Here is a 19,999-nt window from a genome sequence, read left to right on the forward strand (position 1 = left end):
TTTTTCACCCCTTGTTCAAATTTGCTGAACATGCTTATGACGAAATTTTGCTCCAGGATGATCGCTGGAAAGCAACGACCTGCCTGGACCAAAGATCTTTTCCCGGAATGTTCCTTGGTCATATTCATTTTTATAAATACCGCGACGCTGAAGCTCCGGAACAACAAAATCAATAAATTCTTCCAAACTTTTCGGCGTCACTAAATGAGCCAGATTAAACCCATCTATTCCCGTATCCTCAAAGTAAAATTGTATGGCGTCTGCAACTTCCGTTGGATTACCAACAATGACATGATTTCGATCTATTGTTTCGAATCGTTCCAGCACCTCTCTCACAGTCAGTTTTTTTGGCGCATCCTTTGTTAAAGAAGCCGCACGTGTCTGTCCATGTTCAGTATGCTTATACTCAAAGTATGCATCCAGATCTTTGTATTCATCTAAATCATACCCGCTTGAACCGCCATATTGTGCTTTTGCAGCATCTGAGCTCCATAACCGGCTATACTCTTCATACTTTTTTTCAGCTTCTTCCGTCGTCTGCGCCACAATGACATTTAAAAAGGTATAAGCTTTTATACTGTCGGGATTTCTGCCATATCCTTCTGCTCGATTCTTAATATCTTGAATATAGTAGCGGATTTTCTCATTTGTCGGCCCGCCTACAAAGACACATTCTGCATGTTTTGCTGCAAAATCACGCCCCTTCTCAGAAGTACCCGCCTGATAAATAACAGGGGTTCTTTGTAAGGACGGATCTGTCATATGTGGTCCAGCCACCTGATAATACTTCCCGCTGTGATTAATCTCATGGACCTTATCTGGATTAATTAAAGTATGATGATCCACATCAGCCACTACAGCACCTTCCTCCCAGCTGCCTTCCCACAGTTTATATGAAACTTCTAAAAATTCATCAGCGCGGTTATAACGTTCATCATGCTTCACCATATTTGCCAGCCCATAATTCTTCGCTGCATTTGGCAAATAGGAGGTAACAATATTCCATGCCACCCGCCCCTTTGTCAAATGATCTAGAGTAGAAAAGCGGCGTGCATTTGAAAATGGATGCTCATATGTTGTGCTGACTGTGACAGCGAAAGCTAAATCAGTCGTTACACTAGCCATGGCAGATACAATTAATGCCGGGTCATTCAGCGGAAACTGAACGCCCTCACGAATCGCCGGGGCTTTGCTTTTTTGATACACATCATAAACTCCAGCAACATCCGCAAAAAATATCGCATCAAACTTACCTTTTTCAAGCAGCTTCGCTAAATCAATCCAATAATTTAAATCATTATAATGTAAATGTCTTTTACTATCAGGATGCTTCCATAAACCGTGTGAATTATGCATTGGTCCTGCCATTTCGAATGCATTCAACTGAATCTGTTTCCCCATGCTATCGCTTCCTTCCTTTATTCAAAAGTAAGATTTAATCTTTCCCCGCTTTAATATCGCTGATTAATTCATCAAGTGTCGACTGCAATTCCTTTACTGGAATATCAACCACCACATTGGCACCATTAGAATCTTCTTTCACAGCTTCGATGACTCTTTCTTCTTGATAGATTTTTGCAATCGTTTTATAGGTTTCATTGTCAATATCCTCTGACCGAACAGCAAATACATTTAAGTAAGGTCTCGTTTCTTCACTATGAGGATCATCATGAAATATTGCGTCCTCCAGCAATAGCCCTGCCTGCCCAGCAATCCCGCTATTAATAATAGAAGCTGCCACATCAGGAAGCACACGTGGTGTTTGCTGTGCTACAACTGTAAGGATTTCAATATTTTTCGGATTTTCCACAATATCATCGGGTGTCGGATATAAACCAGCATCGTCCTTTAGCTTAATTAATCCTGATTTTTCCAGTACCTTTAATCCTCTCCCGGTATTGGCAGGATCATTAGGTATTGCTATGGTTGAATTTGCTGGAATTTCCTCGGCTGTCTTGAATTTCTCCGAATATAGTCCCATCGGTGCCACAATTGTTGAACCAATGGGTTTAATATCCACATCGTTCTCAACGATAAATTGGCTTAGAAACGCTAGGTGCTGGAAGGAGTTTACGTCCAACTCGCCATTGGCGAGCGCTTTGTTTGGCAATGTATAATCAGAAAACTCCACAAGTTCAATGTCGATACCTTCCTCTTTGGCTCTTTCCTTAATAATATTCCAATACTGTCCATCAGAACCGGTCACACCGATTTTCACATGATTATTACTTGACGCAGATTTCCCTGCACACCCGCTCATTACCAAACTGATTAATAGCACAATAAATAGCCCACTTAGTTTTTTGCTCATTATACGCTCCCCATTTCCATTCAATTATCTTCTTAAAAATAGTCTTGATAAAAAATTCCCAATAAACTGTGCAACTTGTACAAGCAGAATAAGAATGACGACCGTGACAATCATGACGGAGGTATCAAACCTCTGATAGCCATAGGTCATTGCTAAATCTCCAAGGCCTCCTCCACCAACAGTTCCTGCCATCGCTGAAAAATCAATCAAACCTACCGTTATAAAAGTGATTCCCAGAATTAAGGGCCCTAATGCTTCAGGAATAAGGACGCCAAATATGATTTGAAGTGGGCTTGCACCCATGGCTTGTGCAGCTTCAATAATGCCTGGATCGATAGAGACTAGATTATTCTCAACCACCCTTGCGACTGCAAATGATGCCGCGATGGTCATTGGCAATACAGCCGCAGCAGTTCCAATTGTCGTCCCCATAAAAAGACGTGTCAGCGGACTGACCGCTACCAGAAAGATAATAAATGGAATCGGTCTGATGATATTGATTAACAGATTAAGAGATAAAAACACGATACGGTTTTCTAAAATATTGCCTTTACGTGTAACAAAAAGCAGCAGCCCGATGGCCAATCCAATCATGCTAGCAAAGATGAGCGTAAATAACACCATAGTGATTGTTTCACCTGTTGCTTCAAGAATACGGGGCCAAAAGGTATTCCATTCAACTTTCATATTCGATCATCTCCTTTAGTTCAACAATTTCCGCCAGCTCCTCTATCACTCTCTGAACCTCCTTTTCCTCCCCAATAAATTCAACTATCAAGCTACCAAACAGCCTTTCCTGAAGCTCATTGATATTACCGTAAATAATATTGAAATCAACCTCATATCGCTTGCACGTACGCGATAGAATCGGTTCATTGCTCACTCCTTCCTTGAAAATGATCCGAAACATCCTTCCTCTCTGCTCTTTCTTCAGCTTTTCATAGAGATGATAGGATAATTGGTCATTTAATACGGACCTGATAAAATTTTTAGTAGTCTTCTTTTGCGGCTTCGTAAAAAGATCAAACACCTGTCCCTCCTCAATCACTTTTCCGTTCTCCATGACTGCGACCCGGTTGCATATACTTTTAATAACATGCATTTCATGGGTTATTAGCATGATGGTAATGCTGTATTCCTTATTAACTCTGCGCAACAAACTGAGGATTTCATCTGTAGTTTCAGGATCCAATGCTGATGTAGCTTCATCACATATTAAAATGTCTGGTGATGTAGCCAGTGCCCGCGCTATTCCTACCCGCTGCTTTTGTCCGCCAGATAAATTTTCAGGATATTTATCTGCTTTATCTTCGAGTGCTACAAATCGAAGCAGTTCTTTTACACGCTCATCTATTTTGTTTTTTGTCCAGCCCGCAAGTTTTAATGGGTAGGCAATATTGCCATAAACCGTTCTCGAGCTGAATAGATTAAATGACTGGAATATCATGCCGATTCTGCTTCTTAGCTTCCTCAGTTCTTTTTGCGATAATTGATTCACTTGTTGGTCATTTACAATGATTTTCCCCGAGGTGGGCTGCTCCAATAAATTAACCAGTCTAAGCAACGTACTTTTACCCGCACCGCTAAAGCCGATTACTCCAAAAATTTCACCTTTGTTTATTTCAAGTGAGACATCCTGGACTGCCTTAATTTCATTTTCCTTTGTCCCAAATGATTTGCTTACCTGTTCAAAAGTAATCAACCTTACTCCTCCTTATCCATAAAAATCAAACTTGGCACTTCTCACATAAAAAGGCAGCCTCCCATTTTAGGAAAGCTGCCTTTAGTCGTCTAATCGGCAATTATTTTATTATTTCAATAATGGCTCATTCACTTTTAAAAAAGCGGCCAAATTACTTAATTCCTTTTGTAATCTTTTTTGGACCTCATGGTCAATGAAGAAGGACTCATCCTCGGTTCTCTCTACCTCTGAATCTAAAACATACGCACCATGAAAGATCGTTGTTGCTCCTAGTGCTGAAAATACCGGCTTAAGCGCGTAATCAATCATAAGAAGATGGCCGAATGTTCCGCCAATCACGAGCGGAAGAATGGCTTTATCTACAAATCCCTTTTGTGGCAATAGATCTAAATAAGCTTTTAAAACACCTGTATATGATGCCTTATATACAGGGGTCAAGATAATAACGGCATCCGCAGTCTCGACCTTTTTATGGGCAGCTATAATATCCGGACTATCAAATATCGCATGCAGTAAATCCTCAGCAGGCAATTCTCTTACCTTAATTTGTTCAAAGGAGATACCTTCCTTTTTTAAAAATGCCACCGTCTCATTTTCCAAACCGTTTAATCTTGAATTCGCAGAAGGCCCTCCTGATATAATCGCAACTTTTGTCATTTTTTTCACTCCTTATGATTTGATTCTTTCATTGTAGTTTACTGGTTTACTGCTCTGTACTGTCGTCCTATATGATGGTCTGGTAATTGATCATATCCAAATAGATTATTGCGGAAGGTTCCCTCCTCATATTCTTTTCTTACAAGGCCTCTTTCTTGCAAAATCGGCACAACATGCTCGACAAATTCTTCAAACGTGCCAGGGGTCACTGCATAGGCTATATTAAAACCGTCTACTCCTGTTTCAACAATCCACTCCTCCATTAAATCGGCTACTTTCTCAGGCGTTCCTACCGCAACTTGGCCCATTCCGCCTACACCCACATATTTCGCAATTTCATCTACTGTCCAATCCTTGGTCGAATCAATATTGGTAAATGTTTCAACGATAGATTGGATTGCATCATTTTTCACGTATTCGATTTTCTGATCGGGCTCAAGCCCTGCAAAGTCAATTCCACTCCAGCCCCCGAATAATGCTAAGGCACCTTCATAGCTTGCATGCTCTTGATACTCGCGATATTTCACTTCTGCTTCTTCCTGCGTCCGTCCGATAATTGGTGTGATGAGCGAAAGAACTTTGATTTCATGTCGATCACGCCCAATGACTTCCGCCTCCTTGCGCAACTTCTGTACAACCACTTTACCCGCCTCCGTAGTCGGAACGCTAATAAATACTAGTTCTGCATGCTCTGCCGCAAATTTCCTCCCCCTAGCAGAAGCACCTGCCTGAAAAATCACGGGTGTTCGCTGTGGTGATGGTTCGCATAAATGAGCGCCAGGTACTTTAAAAAACTTGCCTTCATGCTCAATATCATGGACTTTTTCCGGATCAGCATATAGCCTTTTCTCTTTATCTAGAACAACTGCATCATCTTCCCAGCTCCCCTCCCATAGCTTATACACGACCTCTAAATATTCATCTGCAATTTCATACCGTTCATCATGGCTAATTTGCTGGTCCAATCCGATATTTACAGCTGCACTGTTTAAATAAGAGGTGACAATATTCCAACCAATTCGCCCCTTTGTTAAATGATCAAGAGTTGAGATTCTCCTAGCGAAAACATATGGATGCTCATAGCTTGTAGAAGCCGTTAAGCCAAAACCCAAATGTTTGGTTACCTGTGCCATTATAGGTACAACAAATGCCGGATCATTAACAGGTACCTGAACGCCCTGCCTGACAGCTGCATCTCTTGATCCTTGATATACATCATAGGTGCCTAATACATCTGCAAGAAAAATAGCATCGAATTTTCCTTTTTCCAAAACCTTTGCAAGATGTGTCCAATATTCAGCATCTTTGTAGGTTGAAGATTGATCATCCTTATGCGTCCATAAGCCTGGTGATTGATGTCCCGCACAATTCATATCAAATGCATTTAAATACACTCTTTTATTGGTCATTTTTTATATCCTCCTCAGACTTCACGTGATTTGAGATTGGAATCCCCCGCATTCTCATCTGAAAAACGGAATCCACGTGATTTGAGATTGGAATCCCACGCATTCTCATCTGAAAAACAGAATTCACGTGATTTGAGATTGGATTCCCCCGCATTCTCATCTAAAAAACAGATATCGCTTGATTTGAGATTGGAATCCCTCGCATTCTCATCTGAAAAATGGAATTCACGTGATTTGAGATTGGAATCCCCCGCATTCTCATCTGAAAAACGGAATCCACGTGATTTGAGATTGGAATCCCCCCATTCTCATCTGAAAAACAGATATCGCTTGATTTGAGATTGGAATCCCTCGCATTCTCATCTGAAAAACGGAATTCTCGTGATTTGAGATTGGAATCCCCCGCATTCTCATCTGAAAAACAGATATCGCTTGATTTGAGATTGAATTCCCCCGCATTCTCATCTAAAAAACAGATATCGCTTGATTTGAGATTGGAATCCCCCGCATTCTCATCTGAAAAACGGAATCCACGTGATTTGAGATTGGAATCCCACGCATTCTCATCTAAAAAACGGAATCCACGTGATTTGAGATTGGAATCCCCCGCATTCTCATCTGAAAAACGGAATCCACGTGATTTGAGATTGGAATCCCCAAACTCGATTAATGCAAAGTCACCTTCTTAATCTATTATTCTCTTAAAATCCTGCAGCTTTCTTATCAGGCCGCCATGTCCAAAGCGGATCACTTTTTGCTTATTCACGTTTTCACTGTTGGCAGCGACATATTCAAAGAAAGCAAGAAGATATATGCGGCGAACCATAATGTTTTCCACACCGTTTTTATAAAACCATTCATCAACAGTATTAAAGACACCCTTATTGATTTTAAAATTTTCACTGCACCAATTGAAAAACTGTAAGTCCGGTAAATTTAAGTAATGACTTTTTTCTAGGGATTTCTTCTCATTTAATTGTTTTACTATCCCATTATCCTTATGTTGCATGACCATAGCCTCCTTATCATGCAGAACGTAGTAATTCTCTCTTACTTACTCTTTGAAAGAACTTTCTTTTTTAGAGCAAATCGTTTTTTTTCAGTAATATCAATTTGGGTAATTTCCCCTTCATGAACAGTCACAGTTACACAGCCATATTCGAGTTGCTTCAATGTGGAAACGATTGTAATGATTTTTTCTTGATCGATATACTTATCCATGGAAGCCTCCTTATTTCCTCAATGTATTTTCTTTAATATCCCTGTACTCTTCTTCTAGTTCTGATAATGTTAAGTTTGTTAATACAGCAATTGGATATTTAGTTTCGTCAGCCTTTGTTAGGTACGCAATCAGGAACTTTCGTCTCCTGTTAATGGCATTTTGCAGAATCTTAGCCAATTTCCCGTCCTCCAATTTTCCCTTGCAGTCTCCATTCTTCCTTTTGTCTATCTTCTAAATAACCAGCAGACACTCGGGTTTGAATAAAGAGGTGACTATCTTCTATAATTCGATCCTTTTCAAAATCCATCGTGGCCACATGATATGAATGTTGGAGTATTTTTACCTCCTTATCTTGAGAACCGACCTCTTTTATAATCTTATCCGTGTTTTCATGAGGTACGACATGGTCCTCGAGCGATTTAAAACAGAGGAGCGGGCAATGAATTCTTTTTATACTTGCTGGGGCAATATCCATGAGTTTTTGAATTTCATGAATGGCTTTCACAGGCACCTTTTTATAGATAATCTCATCCGCCTCTTTATCTTTTATATCAGGCGTCCCCTCATCCACATATTGCTGAATCGTATTCCCTTTTAAATAGTCAAGGTTTGGAATGGATAACGCAGTATTTATAAGAATGATACCTGCTATCCCCTTGAACTTTTCAGCTAACAATATAGTCAAGGTACCGCCCATCGACTGTCCGAGTATGAAAATTGACTTGCAGTGCTTTCTTAACTTCTCCAAACCTATCTCTGCGGAATGCAGCCAATCATGATACGTACATTCCTCTAAATCAAGATAATCTGTTCCATGACCAGCTAACCTGGGTGCATATACTGTGTAACCCAACTGAGCGAGCTCATCACCTATATACCTCACACTTTGAGGTGTACCAATAAACCCATGTAAAATGAGAATGCCTGTATCATTACCATCGAAGAAAAATGACTCTGCACCATCGATCACTCTTGTTGACTGTTCCATTTCTCAGCCTCCCTTTAATAAAATGCGGAGGTGGCTCGCTCAGCCCCGACAAGCATAAGACGCGAATGAAATGAAGGTGGTCTTTACCTTCAATTCATTCGTGACTTATGACCTCGAGGGGCTAGCCACCGCAGCTGGACTTCTTGAAATGCGGAGGTGGCTCGCTCAGCCCCGACAAGCATAAAACGCGAATGAAATAAAGGTGGTCTTTACTTCCGTTCATTCGTGACCTCTAGGCGCTAGCCACTACAGCCAGCACAGATCATTTAGCTCATCCGCTAACTTTCCCACCGACCTTTTCTCTAGTTACAAAAATGCCTTTGGAGGTCCAATCAGCAACTCAATTAACAAATTCCGATTTAACCAATGTGTTTAATCAACTTTATACAAATACTTCTCCTAACCATCCAGCCAATATAGACGATTTGTTTTATGAGTTATGCATTTTCATACAGATTTAAGAGAGATAAATTTAATTATGCACAAAATAAAACCCCTTCTTAAATAAGAAGAGGTAAAAGGACCGATCTTTATCTCTTCTTATCTTTCAAGCTTTCCGCTTGCTGGAATTGGCACAGTTCAATTAAGTCTGTTGCCGAGGCTTCAAAGGGCCAGTCCCTCCACCTCTCTGGATAAGAAAACAATTATTTTATTTTGTATTATTACTTTAAAACATAATAAAATGACTGTCAATATATTTTTGAAAATTAAGACTTTTGACTAGGTTTATTCTTCCATCCATTTCGGCTTATGAAATCCTTGGAAATGCTTATCAATTACTTGTAAAAATTCTTTAGACTCAACGGATTCTATGATATCTTTTACAAATTGCTGATCTTTATCGCCATCTCTTACCACAATGCGGTTTTGGATTTCATCAGGAATTTGATCTCGATAGATTGCCGTTGTTAGATCAAGCCCTGCAGCTACAGCAAAGTTTCCATTGACTGCGGCTAAATCTACAGATTCAAGTGAACGAGGCAGCTGTGCAGCATCGACTTCATGAAACTTTAAATTCTTCGGATTATCTTCAATATCCTTCACCGTCACTGTCACAGGATTAATTTCCTCAGCAAGCTTTAATAATCCTGCATCTCTTAATACAGTCAGACCGCGTGCTAAATTTGTCGGATCATTGGCGATTGCTACGGTGCTTCCTTCTTTAATCTCATCTAATGAACCATATTGTACAGAATAAATCCCAATTGGAGCAGTCGGCACTGAAACAACATCGATTAACTCCAAGCCCTTTTCTTTATTAAAATTCTCTAAATATACCTTATGCTGAAATAAATTTGCATCTAAATCACCGCTATCCAAAGCAATGTTCGGTTGTACATAATCATTAAATTCCTTTACTTCAACAGAGTAGCCTTTCTTTTCAAGGATAGGAACAACCCCTTCTTTTAACATATCACTATATGGAACTGTAGCACCAAAAACGAGCTTCCTCTTCTCCTCACTTGTAGCAGAGCTGCATGCTGACAGCCCTATCACAAATCCAACTAATATAAACGTGAGCCATATTTTTTTCATACTAGCACCTCTATATCCATTTTGATATTAACGATTGACAGAATGAACACCTTTCCTATGTTTGCTGCCTGGGTGATCACTCGTTAGAACTGGGCTGCCATGCTCAAAAAGCTTCTCTCTTAATGCTCCGTCCTTATATTCAGTTTTATATAGTCCTCTTTCTTGTAGAATAGGGACAACTAATTCAATAAACTCTATTAAACTTGCAGGTGTAACCAAATGGTTTAAATTAAAGCCATCTACTCCTGAAGCCTCGAATTGATATTGAATTGCATCGGCTACCTCGGTTGGATTGCCGACAATGATCGTTTCTCTATCAAGCCCTTCCAGTCGGGCAAGTGCTTCTTTTACTGATAATTTTTTTGATGCATCTTTTGTTAAAGATGCCGCTTTATAGTGACCATGCTCCGTCTTTTTAAATTCAAATGGATCGTCCAGCTGGTCATTTTCATATTCTGCGAGATCGTAGCCACTCGCACCCCCAAATTGCGCTTTGGCAGAGTCAGCACTCCATAGTCGATTGAGCTCAGCGAACTTCTCTTCTGCTTCTTCCGTCGTTTTGCCGACAATGACAGTTAGAAAAGAAAAGATTTTAATATGTTCAGGATTTCTACCATATGAAGCAGCCCGCTCTCTAATGTCCTCTGTATAATGTCGGATTCTTTCCGGTGTTGGACCCCCTACAAATACACATTCTGCATGCTTTGCGGCAAATTCACGCCCTCTTGGAGAAGTACCTGCTTGGTAAATGACTGGTGTTCTTTGCAAAGAGGGTTCACTTAAATGCGGTCCCTCTACATCAAAATATTCACCTGAATGATTAATTTCATGAACTTTAGAAGAATCAACCAGCACCCCGCTTGCATGATCCTCAATAACCGCCCCATCTTCCCAGCTTGCCTCCCATAATTTATAGGAAACATCTAAATATTCGTCTGCAATGTCATAGCGCTTGTCATGCTTAATCATATCCTTCAGCCCAAAGTTCCTAGCTGCATTAGGCAGGTAAGAGGTGACTACATTCCAAGCTACACGTCCTTTTGTTAAATGATCTAAGGTTGAAAACCTCCGTGCATTTCCAAATGGCGATTCATACGTTGTACTCACCGTTAATGCAAATCCCAAGTGCTTGGTTACACTTGCCATGGCAGGAATGACAAAAGCACCATCATTCACAGGAAATTGCAGACCATCGCGTATGGATGGTTCCTTGCTCTTTTTAAATGTGTCATATACACCTAGAACATCGGCAAAAAATACAGCATCGAATTTCCCTTTTTCTAACAGCTTAGCGAGTCCAATCCAATATTCTAAATCTTTGTATAGCCGATGCCTTTTAGAGTCCGCATGCTTCCATAAACCATGAGAATTATGCATCGCACTTGTCATTTCAAATGCATTCAATATGATTTCTTTCGTCATTTCTATCCACTCCCTCTAAGAAAATAAAAAACACCAAAAGCAAAGAGAGATGATTAACAATCATCACTTGCATGCTTTTGGTGGTCCAATCAGCAAAATATTCATTTGTCTGCCTAGATTCACAATCAAAAAAAACCTCTTCCGAAATAGGAAGAGGTTAAGAAAACATCTTAAATCTCTATCCTATCGTTCAAGCGTCCGCTTGCTGGAATTGGCACAGTGCAAAATGTCTGTTGCCGAGGCTTCAAAGGGCCAGTCCCTCCACCTCTCTAGATAAGAATGAATATAGGCTATTCAATTAAATAGTTCTTTTCAATAATATTAATCTAAAGCAATCAATTGATATTGTCAATTGATTTTAGAAATTTCCCACTATTTTATTTCTGTAACTTGCTGCTTTAATGCTCTGCGCAAAATTTTCCCTGTCGTGTTTTTAGGGAGTTCTTCTAAAAACTCGATAGAAGAAGGGACTTTATATTTAGCCAGACGCTCTTTACTATAGTCTAATAGATCCTCTTTAGTTAGATTCGGATTTTTCGAGACAACATAGCATTTCACTGCCTCACCTGTATTTGGATCCGGCACTCCAAGGACTGCTGCTTCAACAATTTCCGGGTGATTATAGAAAACTTCTTCTACTTCTCTTGGATAAACATTATAGCCTCCGACAATGATCATATCCTTCTTGCGATCAACAATGTAGAAGTAATCCTCTTCGTCCTTTCGGGCCAAATCTCCTGTATAGAGCCAGCCATCCTTAATGGTTGCAGCTGTTTCCTCAGGCATATTATAATATCCCTTCATTACATTTGGACCTTGAACGATTAATTCTCCCACTTCACCCACAGGAAGCTCCTCTCCAAGCTCATTGACTACTTTATTTGCTACATTCATGATTGAGCGGCCAATTGAACCTGCCTTTCTTGGTCTATCAAGCGGGTTAAAGCATGTAACTGGTGAAGCCTCAGACAGTCCATACCCTTCTGAAACAAGGACATTGAATTTCTTTTCAAAGTTTTGCAATAAAGCTACTGGCATTGAAGCCCCTCCAGAAATACATAACCGGAAAGAGCTAAATGCTTCAGCATTCCCTTCAGGATATTGATATAAGAAATTGTACATTGTTGGCACACCTGCAAATACAGTCGGCTTATACTCTTCAGCTAATCGGAAAATTTCCTTAGGACTAAATCTTGGATCAATTAAGATCGTTCCGCCGTTCATTAGCGGTGCGTTTAGCGCTACAGTCAAGCAGAACACATGGAACATCGGCAAAGTTGTAACGACGCGATCATCCTCAGTGATATGTAAGTAATCACTTACATCCTTTGCATTGCTGTAAAGATTGCGATGGGTGAGCATCGCACCTTTTGGTTTGCCCGTAGTACCAGAAGTATACAAAATAATGGCCGTTTCATCCTCTTCCAGTTCAGGACCTTTAAAATCCAAATCCCCGGATAACACTAGCTGTGTAAACGATTTCATTTTTGAAAACACAGATAATTCAGAAGCATCTTGTCCTGCTTCTTGCCCTTGAGGTGTCTCACATACAATATAATGCTCCACCTTAGGCAGCAAACCATGTATTTTTTCTGCTAATGGCACTAACAGATCAAGCATAATGATTGCTTTCACATCTCCATTATTAAGAATATAGCCAATTTCATCGGGTGTATAAATAGGATTGATTGGAATCACCTTTGCCCCTAAGCGCATCGCCCCGTACAAACCAATAACAAATTGCGGAGTATTACCTAATAAGAGCGCAACATTGTCTCCTTCTTTAATACCAATTGATGATAAACCTGAGGCAAATTTTGTTACAGACGCATCAAGTTCTGCATATGTACTTGATTGATCCATAAAATAATATGCTGTTTTGTGCCCTTTTTCTTGTGCTGTTTTGTGAAGCTGACTTGTTAAATTCAAGTTTCTCCCCCTTTTCTGAATGAATAATCATTCATTTCGAAATAATAGTTTTCTAAATATATTATATTAAAAGAAATTTCCGCATTCAAGTATGTTGTCTGTTTTTATCGAAGATTTAGAAAAATTTTTATTAATTAATAGAAAAATAGCTATTTAAAATTATAAAAGGCTCCTTCCTCTGTGTTCTTAAGCGAAATGACATAATAAAGTTAAATGACCACATAAAAAAAAGTGTCCACTTTTATGTGAACACTCCAAATAAATTAATACACTAAATTAACAAACTCTTCTTTAGTTACGTTTCCAAAATAATGCTTGATATTAATATCTTCTAAAGCTTTGTCTATTTCGCTTTTCTCGTAACGTATACCAATCAGTTTATCTTCAATTTCGCTTACATCGCCGACCCCAAAGAAATCTCCATAAATTTTACACTCTTTTATCTCGCCTTTATTCACATCGAGACGAATATCAATTGAGCCAACTGAAAAACGATGAGAGTGCTGCAAATCAAACTTTGGTGACTTGCCATAATTCCAATCCCAATTTTGATATCTATTTTTGGAGATCTTATCAATTTCCTTCCAATCTTCCTCTTGAAGCTTGTACTCAGGAATATCCTCAATACCATCAAAAATATTCTTTAATAGTAATTCACGAAACCGCTCGATTGTAATCTTTTCGTTTAGAAATTCAGAGATATTTGCCACACGACTACGAATAGATTTAATCCCTTTTGATTCAATCTTGTCTTTTTTCACCCTAAGTGCTGAAACAACATTTTCGATTTCGGAATCAAGCATTAAAGTACCATGGCTGAACATTCTTCCCCGTGTGGAAAATTGCGCATTCCCGGATATCTTCCTGCCATCAACTGTAAGGTCATTACGTCCGCTTAACTCAGCATTGACACCCAATTTCTTCAGAGCCTTTACAACAGGTTCAGTGAATTTCAAGAAGTTATGAAAGCTCTCCCCATCATCCTTTGTTATGAAACTAAAGTTCAGGTTTCCTAAATCATGATAAACGGCTCCGCCGCCCGAAAGACGACGAACAACATGAATACCATTTGCCTCAACATATTCTGTACTGATTTCTTCAATCGTGTTTTGATTCTTCCCAATGATGATTGAAGGTTCATTTATGTAAAATAGCAAATAAGATTCATTAATATCTAAATTTTTTAATGCATATTCCTCTATTGCCAAGTTAATTCTTGGATCTGTTATCCCTTGGTTATCAATAAATAACATTACATATCCACTCCTCTTTATATATGAAAGGACAATCCAAATTCAGCAAGTGAAATAGGACCTTTATAATAAGCCGAAGCCTCATCCTTCAACTTATCAATAGTACCATAATGGGGCAGATGTGTTAAAAGAAGATGCTTCACATTTGCAGAGTTTGCCAGCTTGCCATTATCGTGGCTATTCATATGACCTGCACCTTTCCCTTCTTGGTGACTATAAAAATTACATTCACTCACTAGTAAATTTGCCTCCTTGCTAAAAGTCACAAGTTCTTCCTTAAAAGAAGTATCTGCAGTATATACAATGGCATGACCATCAGCTTCTATTCGCATGGCAAAACACGGGACTGGATGATCTGTCCTTAAAAAAGTAATGGTAAAAGGACCAATATTGATTGGCATTTCCGATTCGTAAGGTATACCCTTAGTTATTTCTTTATAAGTCAGTTTTGCAAATTCTTGCTCATCTAGAGCATGCCCATAAACCGGTAAACAATCTCGCTTCATTCCTAAAAATCCTTGAATTAATCGGGCATGCTGCAACACACCAATATCCGCAATATGATCTGGGTGGTAATGCGAGATAATTACAGCATCTAAATCCTCAGGTTGAAAAAAGCTTTGCATTTTTGAAAGAACTGCGCTTCCACAATCTATAAGCAAATAAAACCCTTTATGTTCGAGTAAATATCCAGCACTCGCTTCGTTTGCTTTTGGATAACCACCACAACTGCCTATCACCGTAAAATTCAATCCTATTCCTCCTTATCAGTGAAAAGTATCCCTTACATCAATATACTAGAATATGCCCATTTTTTCATTCCTTTACTTTTGTACTGAAACAGATGTTGACATTTATTTTCTGTTATAATACAATGAAATAAATTAAATAAATTAAACAAATTAAACAAATCAGAAAATTAGGAGGCTTCAACATGATTCAAAACATTATGGATTTCTTTAGGAATTTGCCAGCGAAACAGTGTTCAGAATGTGGGAAGTCAATGGAAGAGCAACATGAATGCTATGGAAATAAATGTGATCATTGCCTTGGAATTTCAGATTTATAATATGATAGATTGATATTTTATTCATACACGATGGGAAAAAGCTCTGAGCACTAATGCTCAGAGCTTTTTTAATGCCGATTGGTTACTTACTCTGTTTCTCCACAAAAACGAATAAAATTAGATATTATTCTTCCATTCCCACACTATATTTCTTTTTAAAAGCAAGCTTAAAGTAAGTGAAGGAACAGACAAGGAATAAGACAATAAATCCAAATAACACTCCTGCATTTTGCCACATAAAGTGGAAGTCCCCACTTGAAACAACCGCTTTAAATCCAGCTACTGTGTAAGTCATCGGTAAAAACGCATTGAAGGCTTGCAACGGTGTTGGAATCAATTCAAGCGGGAAAGTTCCGGCGCTTGTCGTTAATTGCAAAATTAATATCACAATCGCAATGAAACGGCCAGGATCGCCAAATGCAGTCACGAAAAATTGAATCAACGCAATAAATGTTAAGCTGGTTATAATCGCAAACAAAATAAATAATGGCAAGCTTTGTACTTCGATCTTTAATAATCCAATCAATAAGAATACGGCAATCAACGCTTGCAGAATACCTACTCCTGCGATAATAGCAAATTTACTTGAAAACCAGCTAAAAGCGCTTCTAGGAGCTGTTACTGGTTCACGTAAAGGGAAAACAATAGATAATAATAACGCTCCTACAAATAAGCCAAGAGAAAGGAAATATGGCGCAAATCCAGTGCCGTAATTTGGCACTTTATTGATTCTATTATTTTCTATCTCGACCGGACCTGCCATCATCTCGAAAGTCTGATCGGTTGCACTGACTGAGCCTGCCTTTTCTGCTCCTTCGCCCAGCTTGTTGGCTAGTTCACCGGAACCATTTAACAGCTCCTGGTTTCCTTCAGTAAGTTTGCCGGCACCGTCCGTTAATTTACTGGCACCTTCCTGCATGGCTGCAGAACCTTGTTGGAGGGTGGACATGCCATTTGAGAGAGCGCCAGCACCTGCCCTAAGCTCTGAAGCGCCCGCAGCTGCTGATTCAAATTGCTTTCCAAATTCTCCTATTCCTGCTTGGAAGTCTGACTGCCCCTGACTTATTTTAGCAGCACCCGATTCAAGTGAAGATGCCCCTTCTTCCAACTTGGTCAATCCAGATTGCAATGCCCGCTGCCCTGCATTCAATTCACCTATCTTGCCCGCGAGCCTCGTTCCGCCATCAGCCAGTTGCCCTGCTCCAGCTGCTAACTGCTGGCTGCCTGCAGTTAACTGGTTAAGTGCTTCCTCGAGCTGAACTTTTTCCATGCTATCCTCAGGCATTTGCGCCAACAGCCCTTGAAGATTTTTCTGTAAATCTGCAACACCTGCACCATACTGGTTCATTTGCTGCTGCCAGTTTTGAAGACCGGATGATAAAGTATTTCCGCCGCTTTCTATCTCCGCAGTACCGTTAATCAAAGGTGCTACATTACTGTTTACAACATGCAGTCCATCCTTAGTCTGACTAATTCCACCTGATAAATCCGTTGTTCCTGCTTGTAAATCTTTTGCCGCTCCAGTCAATTTTTGATGACCGGCCAGCAGCTGTCCAAGTCCTTCCTCCAGCGATTTTGCACCCGAAGCCAAATCATTTGAACCAGTCTTGGCATCATCCACACCATTGCTAAACTGAATTGACTTTTCAGCTAACGTGCTTAAATTATCGTGAAGTGCTACTGACCCATCATTCACCTTTTCAGTGCCTTCACGAATCGCATTTGCTCCTTCGCTCGCGTCATTCAGACCTTCAGCCAAGTCACCCATCTTATCAAACATGGTTTCAGCATATGTTTCAGTTATTTTTTCTGATAGAGCAGACTTAATTTTCTCTACTGCTGTGCCGCCTATCTGCGCAGATAAAAAGTTATATCCTTCGTTAGGAACGTAAATAAGCTGTAACTTTTGTGGCTGATCGTCCAGCAAGGTTGTCGCACGCTGGGAGAAATCTGCTGGTATTTCAACGAGCATATAATATTGCTCATTCTTTAATTCTTTATAGCCCTTCTCTTTGTCAACGAATTTAAAAGCGAAGTCTTTGCTTTCTTGAAGATTTTTTACTAACTCATCCCCTAATTGAAGCTCAGTGCCATCAAAATCCGCCCCTTCATCTCCATTTACTATCGCAACTGGCAAATCCTCCAAACGATCATATGGATCCCAGAATGCCCAAAGAAACATACCTGTATATAGAATGGGAATGAACAAAATCGCTATGATGGGAATTAACAGCTTTTTATTTTGAAAAATCGCTTTTGCTTCTGCCTTTACTAAATTACTGCTCAAAAAAAAACCTCCTTGATTGCTTTAGTGGATTATTGACTATATTGTTCATTTGGTCAATTTATGACAAAAAATGAGGATCATCTATTTTGATAATCCTTTGAAAATATATTGCTCAAATAGCTGTGCTATTTCTTCCTTATCCAAGGGTGTATGCCTTTTTTCCCAATCAAAAATAAAAGCGACATATAGCTTAAGCATTACAAATGCAGTGAGTTCTGGATCACATTTTTCAATTTCACCTTTTTCAATGCCTAGCAAGACCTTTGCTTTAATATACTTGATGATTTCAGTTTCAAGTCTGGTCATCACATCAAGGACTGCCGGAGTGCCCATTTCCTTTTCCTCTTGGAAGAGCTTAATGGTTAATTGATGCTCCATACGATATTCTAAAATTCTATAAAGGGCATTGTGAAGATTTTCGTGAAATGAAAGTGCAGGGTCAATCGCCTGCTCTGCTTCACTTTTCATCTCTTTAATTAAAGATGAAATGATTTCATCAAAAAGTTCTTCCTTATTTTTAAAAAAAGTATAAATAGTCCCTTTTCCTACATTCGCAATCTTAGCTACCTGATCCATTGTAGTTGCCTTATACCCAAAAAGTGAAAATGATTTAGTAGCAGCTTGAATGATTAACTGTTTACGATCGACTGCCAATTTTCTCACAGCTCCTTATTGACCAATTGAACATTTTAGTCATTATGTTCAAAACTTAATTTATCATAAAATCTTTTTAATATCAATAATAATTTTGACTGTTTTCGTATACTTTGTTGCTTTTCGCAGATAGTGGTTGATTTCCTCTTCAGGTTGCCCGCTTTCTGCAAGGCGGGCTGTGAGCCTCCTCGTCGCGATGCTCTGAAGTGACCCAAAAAAGTTAGACACATTATTTATGCAACTGTAGACTGAGACCGGTATTGTACTGGACTCAGTCCTTTTAATTTTATTTTAATCCGTTATGCTCTACACTTTCAAATTCTCTTAAGTAGCGAATTTCCGATTTTAGTATCCCAAAGAAATTCTCCATGACGGCATTGTCATAACAGTTCCCTTTGCGTGACATGCTTTGTATAATGCCTCGTTCCTTTAACCTATCTCGATAGTGTTTCATTTGATAATGCCATCCTTGATCTGAATGTATCATAAGCGTAGGATGACCTTTTGGTAAACGCTCAAAGGCTTTCTCTAACATTTCAGATACCAATGAATAGGTAGATCTAGAGGCAAGGGTGTAGGTGATGATTTCACCATTAAATAAATCGAGTACAGGTGATAAATACAGCTTTTCTCCTAATAGGTTACACTGAGTGATATCCGTCACCCATTTTTCATTTGGGTGACTCGCTATAAATTGACGATTTAAAATATGAGGCGCTATTTTCCCAACTCCCCCTTTAAAAGACTTATATTTCTTTATACGGACGATGCTTTTTAAACCTCTCTTGCATGATACGTTGTCCTTTTTTGTGATTAACTTTTATTCCTCGATTCTTTAATTCACCTCGAATACGGCGATAACCATAACGGCCCTGATGCTCGTTATCTATTGCTTTTATTTCCGCCTTTAAGCTCGCATCTGGATCCGGGCTATTCATTTGCTTCAATAAGTAATAATAAGTACTACGTGCAATCCCAGCTAATTTTAGTAATGAAGTCACCGGAAATTCATGCCTTAATTCATAGACTACTGGTGCTTTGTCCCTTTTGGTGATTTTTCCTTGTTTTGAACTAAGGCATTCAACTTTTTTAAATACGCATTTTCCATACGTAAACGTTCTAATTCTGCTTGTAGTTCTCCTAATTTTTCTTCTTCTGTTTTCGCTTTTTTAGGCATAGTGGTTTGTCCTTCCTTTTGGGAAACAAAGGCTTCTCCACCTGCTTTTTTAAGCTGCTCATCCCAACGCTGTACGGTATAAGGAGAAGATAAGTTAAAGTGTATCGCAGTAGTAAAATATGATGCCCCTGTTTCTGCACGATATTTTAATACACTCAGTTTAAATGATGGATCATAAAAAGTACAACTACTTCTTGGTGCCAACGCTTCTTCTCCATGTTTTTGGTATAATCCTACCCACTTCATCACCGATTTCCTGTCTCCCTAAAAATGCGGCAACCTCATGATAAGAAAACTTTCCCAATAAATAGAGTTGAACCGCTAACTTTTTTTGTCTTGTTCATCAAAGCACCCCAATCATTTGAGTGTCCAATGATTGGGGT

18 protein-coding genes, 1 pseudogene and 2 riboswitches are annotated in these 19,999 nt (G+C 39.2%); of the genes and pseudogenes, 1 reads left to right on the top strand and 18 read right to left on the bottom strand.

The window, feature by feature from the left end:
* Nucleotides 1-15 precede the first annotated feature (15 nt).
* The 15 genes from J2S17_RS03305 to J2S17_RS03375 all read right to left on the bottom strand — a co-directional run bounded on the left by J2S17_RS03305 (nt 16) and on the right by J2S17_RS03375 (nt 15,181).
* The gene (locus J2S17_RS03305) at nt 16-1,401 is read right to left on the bottom strand and encodes an LLM class flavin-dependent oxidoreductase (RefSeq protein WP_307471895.1); all 1,386 of its coding nucleotides are present in this window, start codon (nt 1,399-1,401) and stop codon (nt 16-18) included.
* A gap of 34 nt (nt 1,402-1,435) precedes the next feature.
* The gene (locus J2S17_RS03310) at nt 1,436-2,311 is read right to left on the bottom strand and encodes a MetQ/NlpA family ABC transporter substrate-binding protein (RefSeq protein ID WP_307471898.1); all 876 of its coding nucleotides are present in this window, start codon (nt 2,309-2,311) and stop codon (nt 1,436-1,438) included.
* Nucleotides 2,312-2,335: 24 nt separating this feature from the next.
* Nucleotides 2,336-2,998 (bottom strand): methionine ABC transporter permease, encoded by a 663-nt coding sequence (locus J2S17_RS03315; protein ID WP_307471900.1) that lies wholly within the window; start codon nt 2,996-2,998, stop codon nt 2,336-2,338.
* Nucleotides 2,988-4,013, bottom strand: coding sequence for a methionine ABC transporter ATP-binding protein (locus J2S17_RS03320; RefSeq protein WP_307471902.1), 1,026 nt, complete (start codon nt 4,011-4,013; stop codon nt 2,988-2,990). Before J2S17_RS03320 ends, J2S17_RS03315 begins: the two co-directional genes overlap by 11 nt.
* A 108-nt stretch (nt 4,014-4,121) precedes the next feature.
* The gene (gene ssuE, locus J2S17_RS03325) at nt 4,122-4,670 is read right to left on the bottom strand and encodes an NADPH-dependent FMN reductase (RefSeq protein ID WP_307471904.1); all 549 of its coding nucleotides are present in this window, start codon (nt 4,668-4,670) and stop codon (nt 4,122-4,124) included.
* 38 nt (nt 4,671-4,708) lie between these two features.
* On the bottom strand, nt 4,709-6,079 hold the full coding sequence (locus tag J2S17_RS03330) for an LLM class flavin-dependent oxidoreductase (protein WP_307471906.1): 1,371 nt from the start codon (nt 6,077-6,079) through the stop codon (nt 4,709-4,711).
* A gap of 685 nt (nt 6,080-6,764) precedes the next feature.
* Nucleotides 6,765-7,088, bottom strand: coding sequence for a hypothetical protein (locus J2S17_RS03335; RefSeq protein WP_307471908.1), 324 nt, complete (start codon nt 7,086-7,088; stop codon nt 6,765-6,767).
* A gap of 41 nt (nt 7,089-7,129) precedes the next feature.
* A complete protein-coding gene (locus J2S17_RS03340) occupies nt 7,130-7,300 on the bottom strand; it encodes a YezD family protein (protein ID WP_307471909.1) in 171 nt (56 codons plus the stop codon).
* Between the two features lie 10 nt (nt 7,301-7,310).
* The gene (locus J2S17_RS03345) at nt 7,311-7,478 is read right to left on the bottom strand and encodes a hypothetical protein (RefSeq protein ID WP_307471911.1); all 168 of its coding nucleotides are present in this window, start codon (nt 7,476-7,478) and stop codon (nt 7,311-7,313) included.
* Entirely contained in the window at nt 7,471-8,289 is an 819-nt protein-coding gene (locus tag J2S17_RS03350) for an alpha/beta hydrolase (RefSeq protein ID WP_307471913.1), read from the bottom strand. The genes J2S17_RS03345 and J2S17_RS03350 overlap by 8 nt, the downstream gene beginning before the upstream one ends.
* A 537-nt stretch (nt 8,290-8,826) precedes the next feature.
* Nucleotides 8,827-8,928, bottom strand: a riboswitch (SAM riboswitch).
* Between the two features lie 87 nt (nt 8,929-9,015).
* Nucleotides 9,016-9,825 carry a MetQ/NlpA family ABC transporter substrate-binding protein gene (locus J2S17_RS03355; RefSeq protein WP_307471915.1) on the bottom strand — a complete coding sequence of 270 codons (810 nt, stop codon included), beginning with the start codon at nt 9,823-9,825 and terminating at the stop codon, nt 9,016-9,018.
* A 27-nt stretch (nt 9,826-9,852) separates the two neighbouring features.
* Nucleotides 9,853-11,247 (bottom strand): LLM class flavin-dependent oxidoreductase, encoded by a 1,395-nt coding sequence (locus tag J2S17_RS03360; protein ID WP_307471917.1) that lies wholly within the window; start codon nt 11,245-11,247, stop codon nt 9,853-9,855.
* A gap of 180 nt (nt 11,248-11,427) precedes the next feature.
* Nucleotides 11,428-11,527: riboswitch (SAM riboswitch) on the bottom strand.
* Between the two features lie 92 nt (nt 11,528-11,619).
* The gene (locus tag J2S17_RS03365) at nt 11,620-13,176 is read right to left on the bottom strand and encodes a fatty acid--CoA ligase family protein (RefSeq protein ID WP_307471919.1); all 1,557 of its coding nucleotides are present in this window, start codon (nt 13,174-13,176) and stop codon (nt 11,620-11,622) included.
* A gap of 263 nt (nt 13,177-13,439) precedes the next feature.
* Nucleotides 13,440-14,429, bottom strand: coding sequence for a lipoate--protein ligase (gene lplA, locus J2S17_RS03370; RefSeq protein WP_307471921.1), 990 nt, complete (start codon nt 14,427-14,429; stop codon nt 13,440-13,442).
* A 17-nt stretch (nt 14,430-14,446) separates the two neighbouring features.
* Entirely contained in the window at nt 14,447-15,181 is a 735-nt protein-coding gene (locus tag J2S17_RS03375) for an MBL fold metallo-hydrolase (RefSeq protein WP_307471923.1), read from the bottom strand.
* A gap of 182 nt (nt 15,182-15,363) precedes the next feature.
* Between J2S17_RS03375 and yhfH the strand changes: the two genes are divergently transcribed.
* Entirely contained in the window at nt 15,364-15,498 is a 135-nt protein-coding gene (gene yhfH, locus J2S17_RS03380; RefSeq protein WP_307471925.1) for a protein YhfH, read from the top strand.
* 124 nt (nt 15,499-15,622) lie between these two features.
* On the opposite strand, the gene J2S17_RS03385 is transcribed toward yhfH, so the two are convergent.
* From J2S17_RS03385 to J2S17_RS03395, 3 genes and pseudogenes are all read right to left on the bottom strand, one after another.
* On the bottom strand, nt 15,623-17,785 hold the full coding sequence (locus tag J2S17_RS03385) for a YhgE/Pip family protein (RefSeq protein WP_307471927.1): 2,163 nt from the start codon (nt 17,783-17,785) through the stop codon (nt 15,623-15,625).
* Nucleotides 17,786-17,866: 81 nt separating this feature from the next.
* Nucleotides 17,867-18,439 carry a TetR/AcrR family transcriptional regulator gene (locus tag J2S17_RS03390; protein WP_307471928.1) on the bottom strand — a complete coding sequence of 191 codons (573 nt, stop codon included), beginning with the start codon at nt 18,437-18,439 and terminating at the stop codon, nt 17,867-17,869.
* A 233-nt stretch (nt 18,440-18,672) separates the two neighbouring features.
* Nucleotides 18,673-19,920: pseudogene (locus J2S17_RS03395) on the bottom strand (IS3 family transposase).
* Between the last annotated feature and the right edge of the window lie 79 nt (nt 19,921-19,999).

Source organism: Cytobacillus purgationiresistens, assembly GCF_030813235.1.
Lineage (GTDB): Bacteria > Bacillota > Bacilli > Bacillales > Cytobacillaceae > Cytobacillus > Cytobacillus purgationiresistens.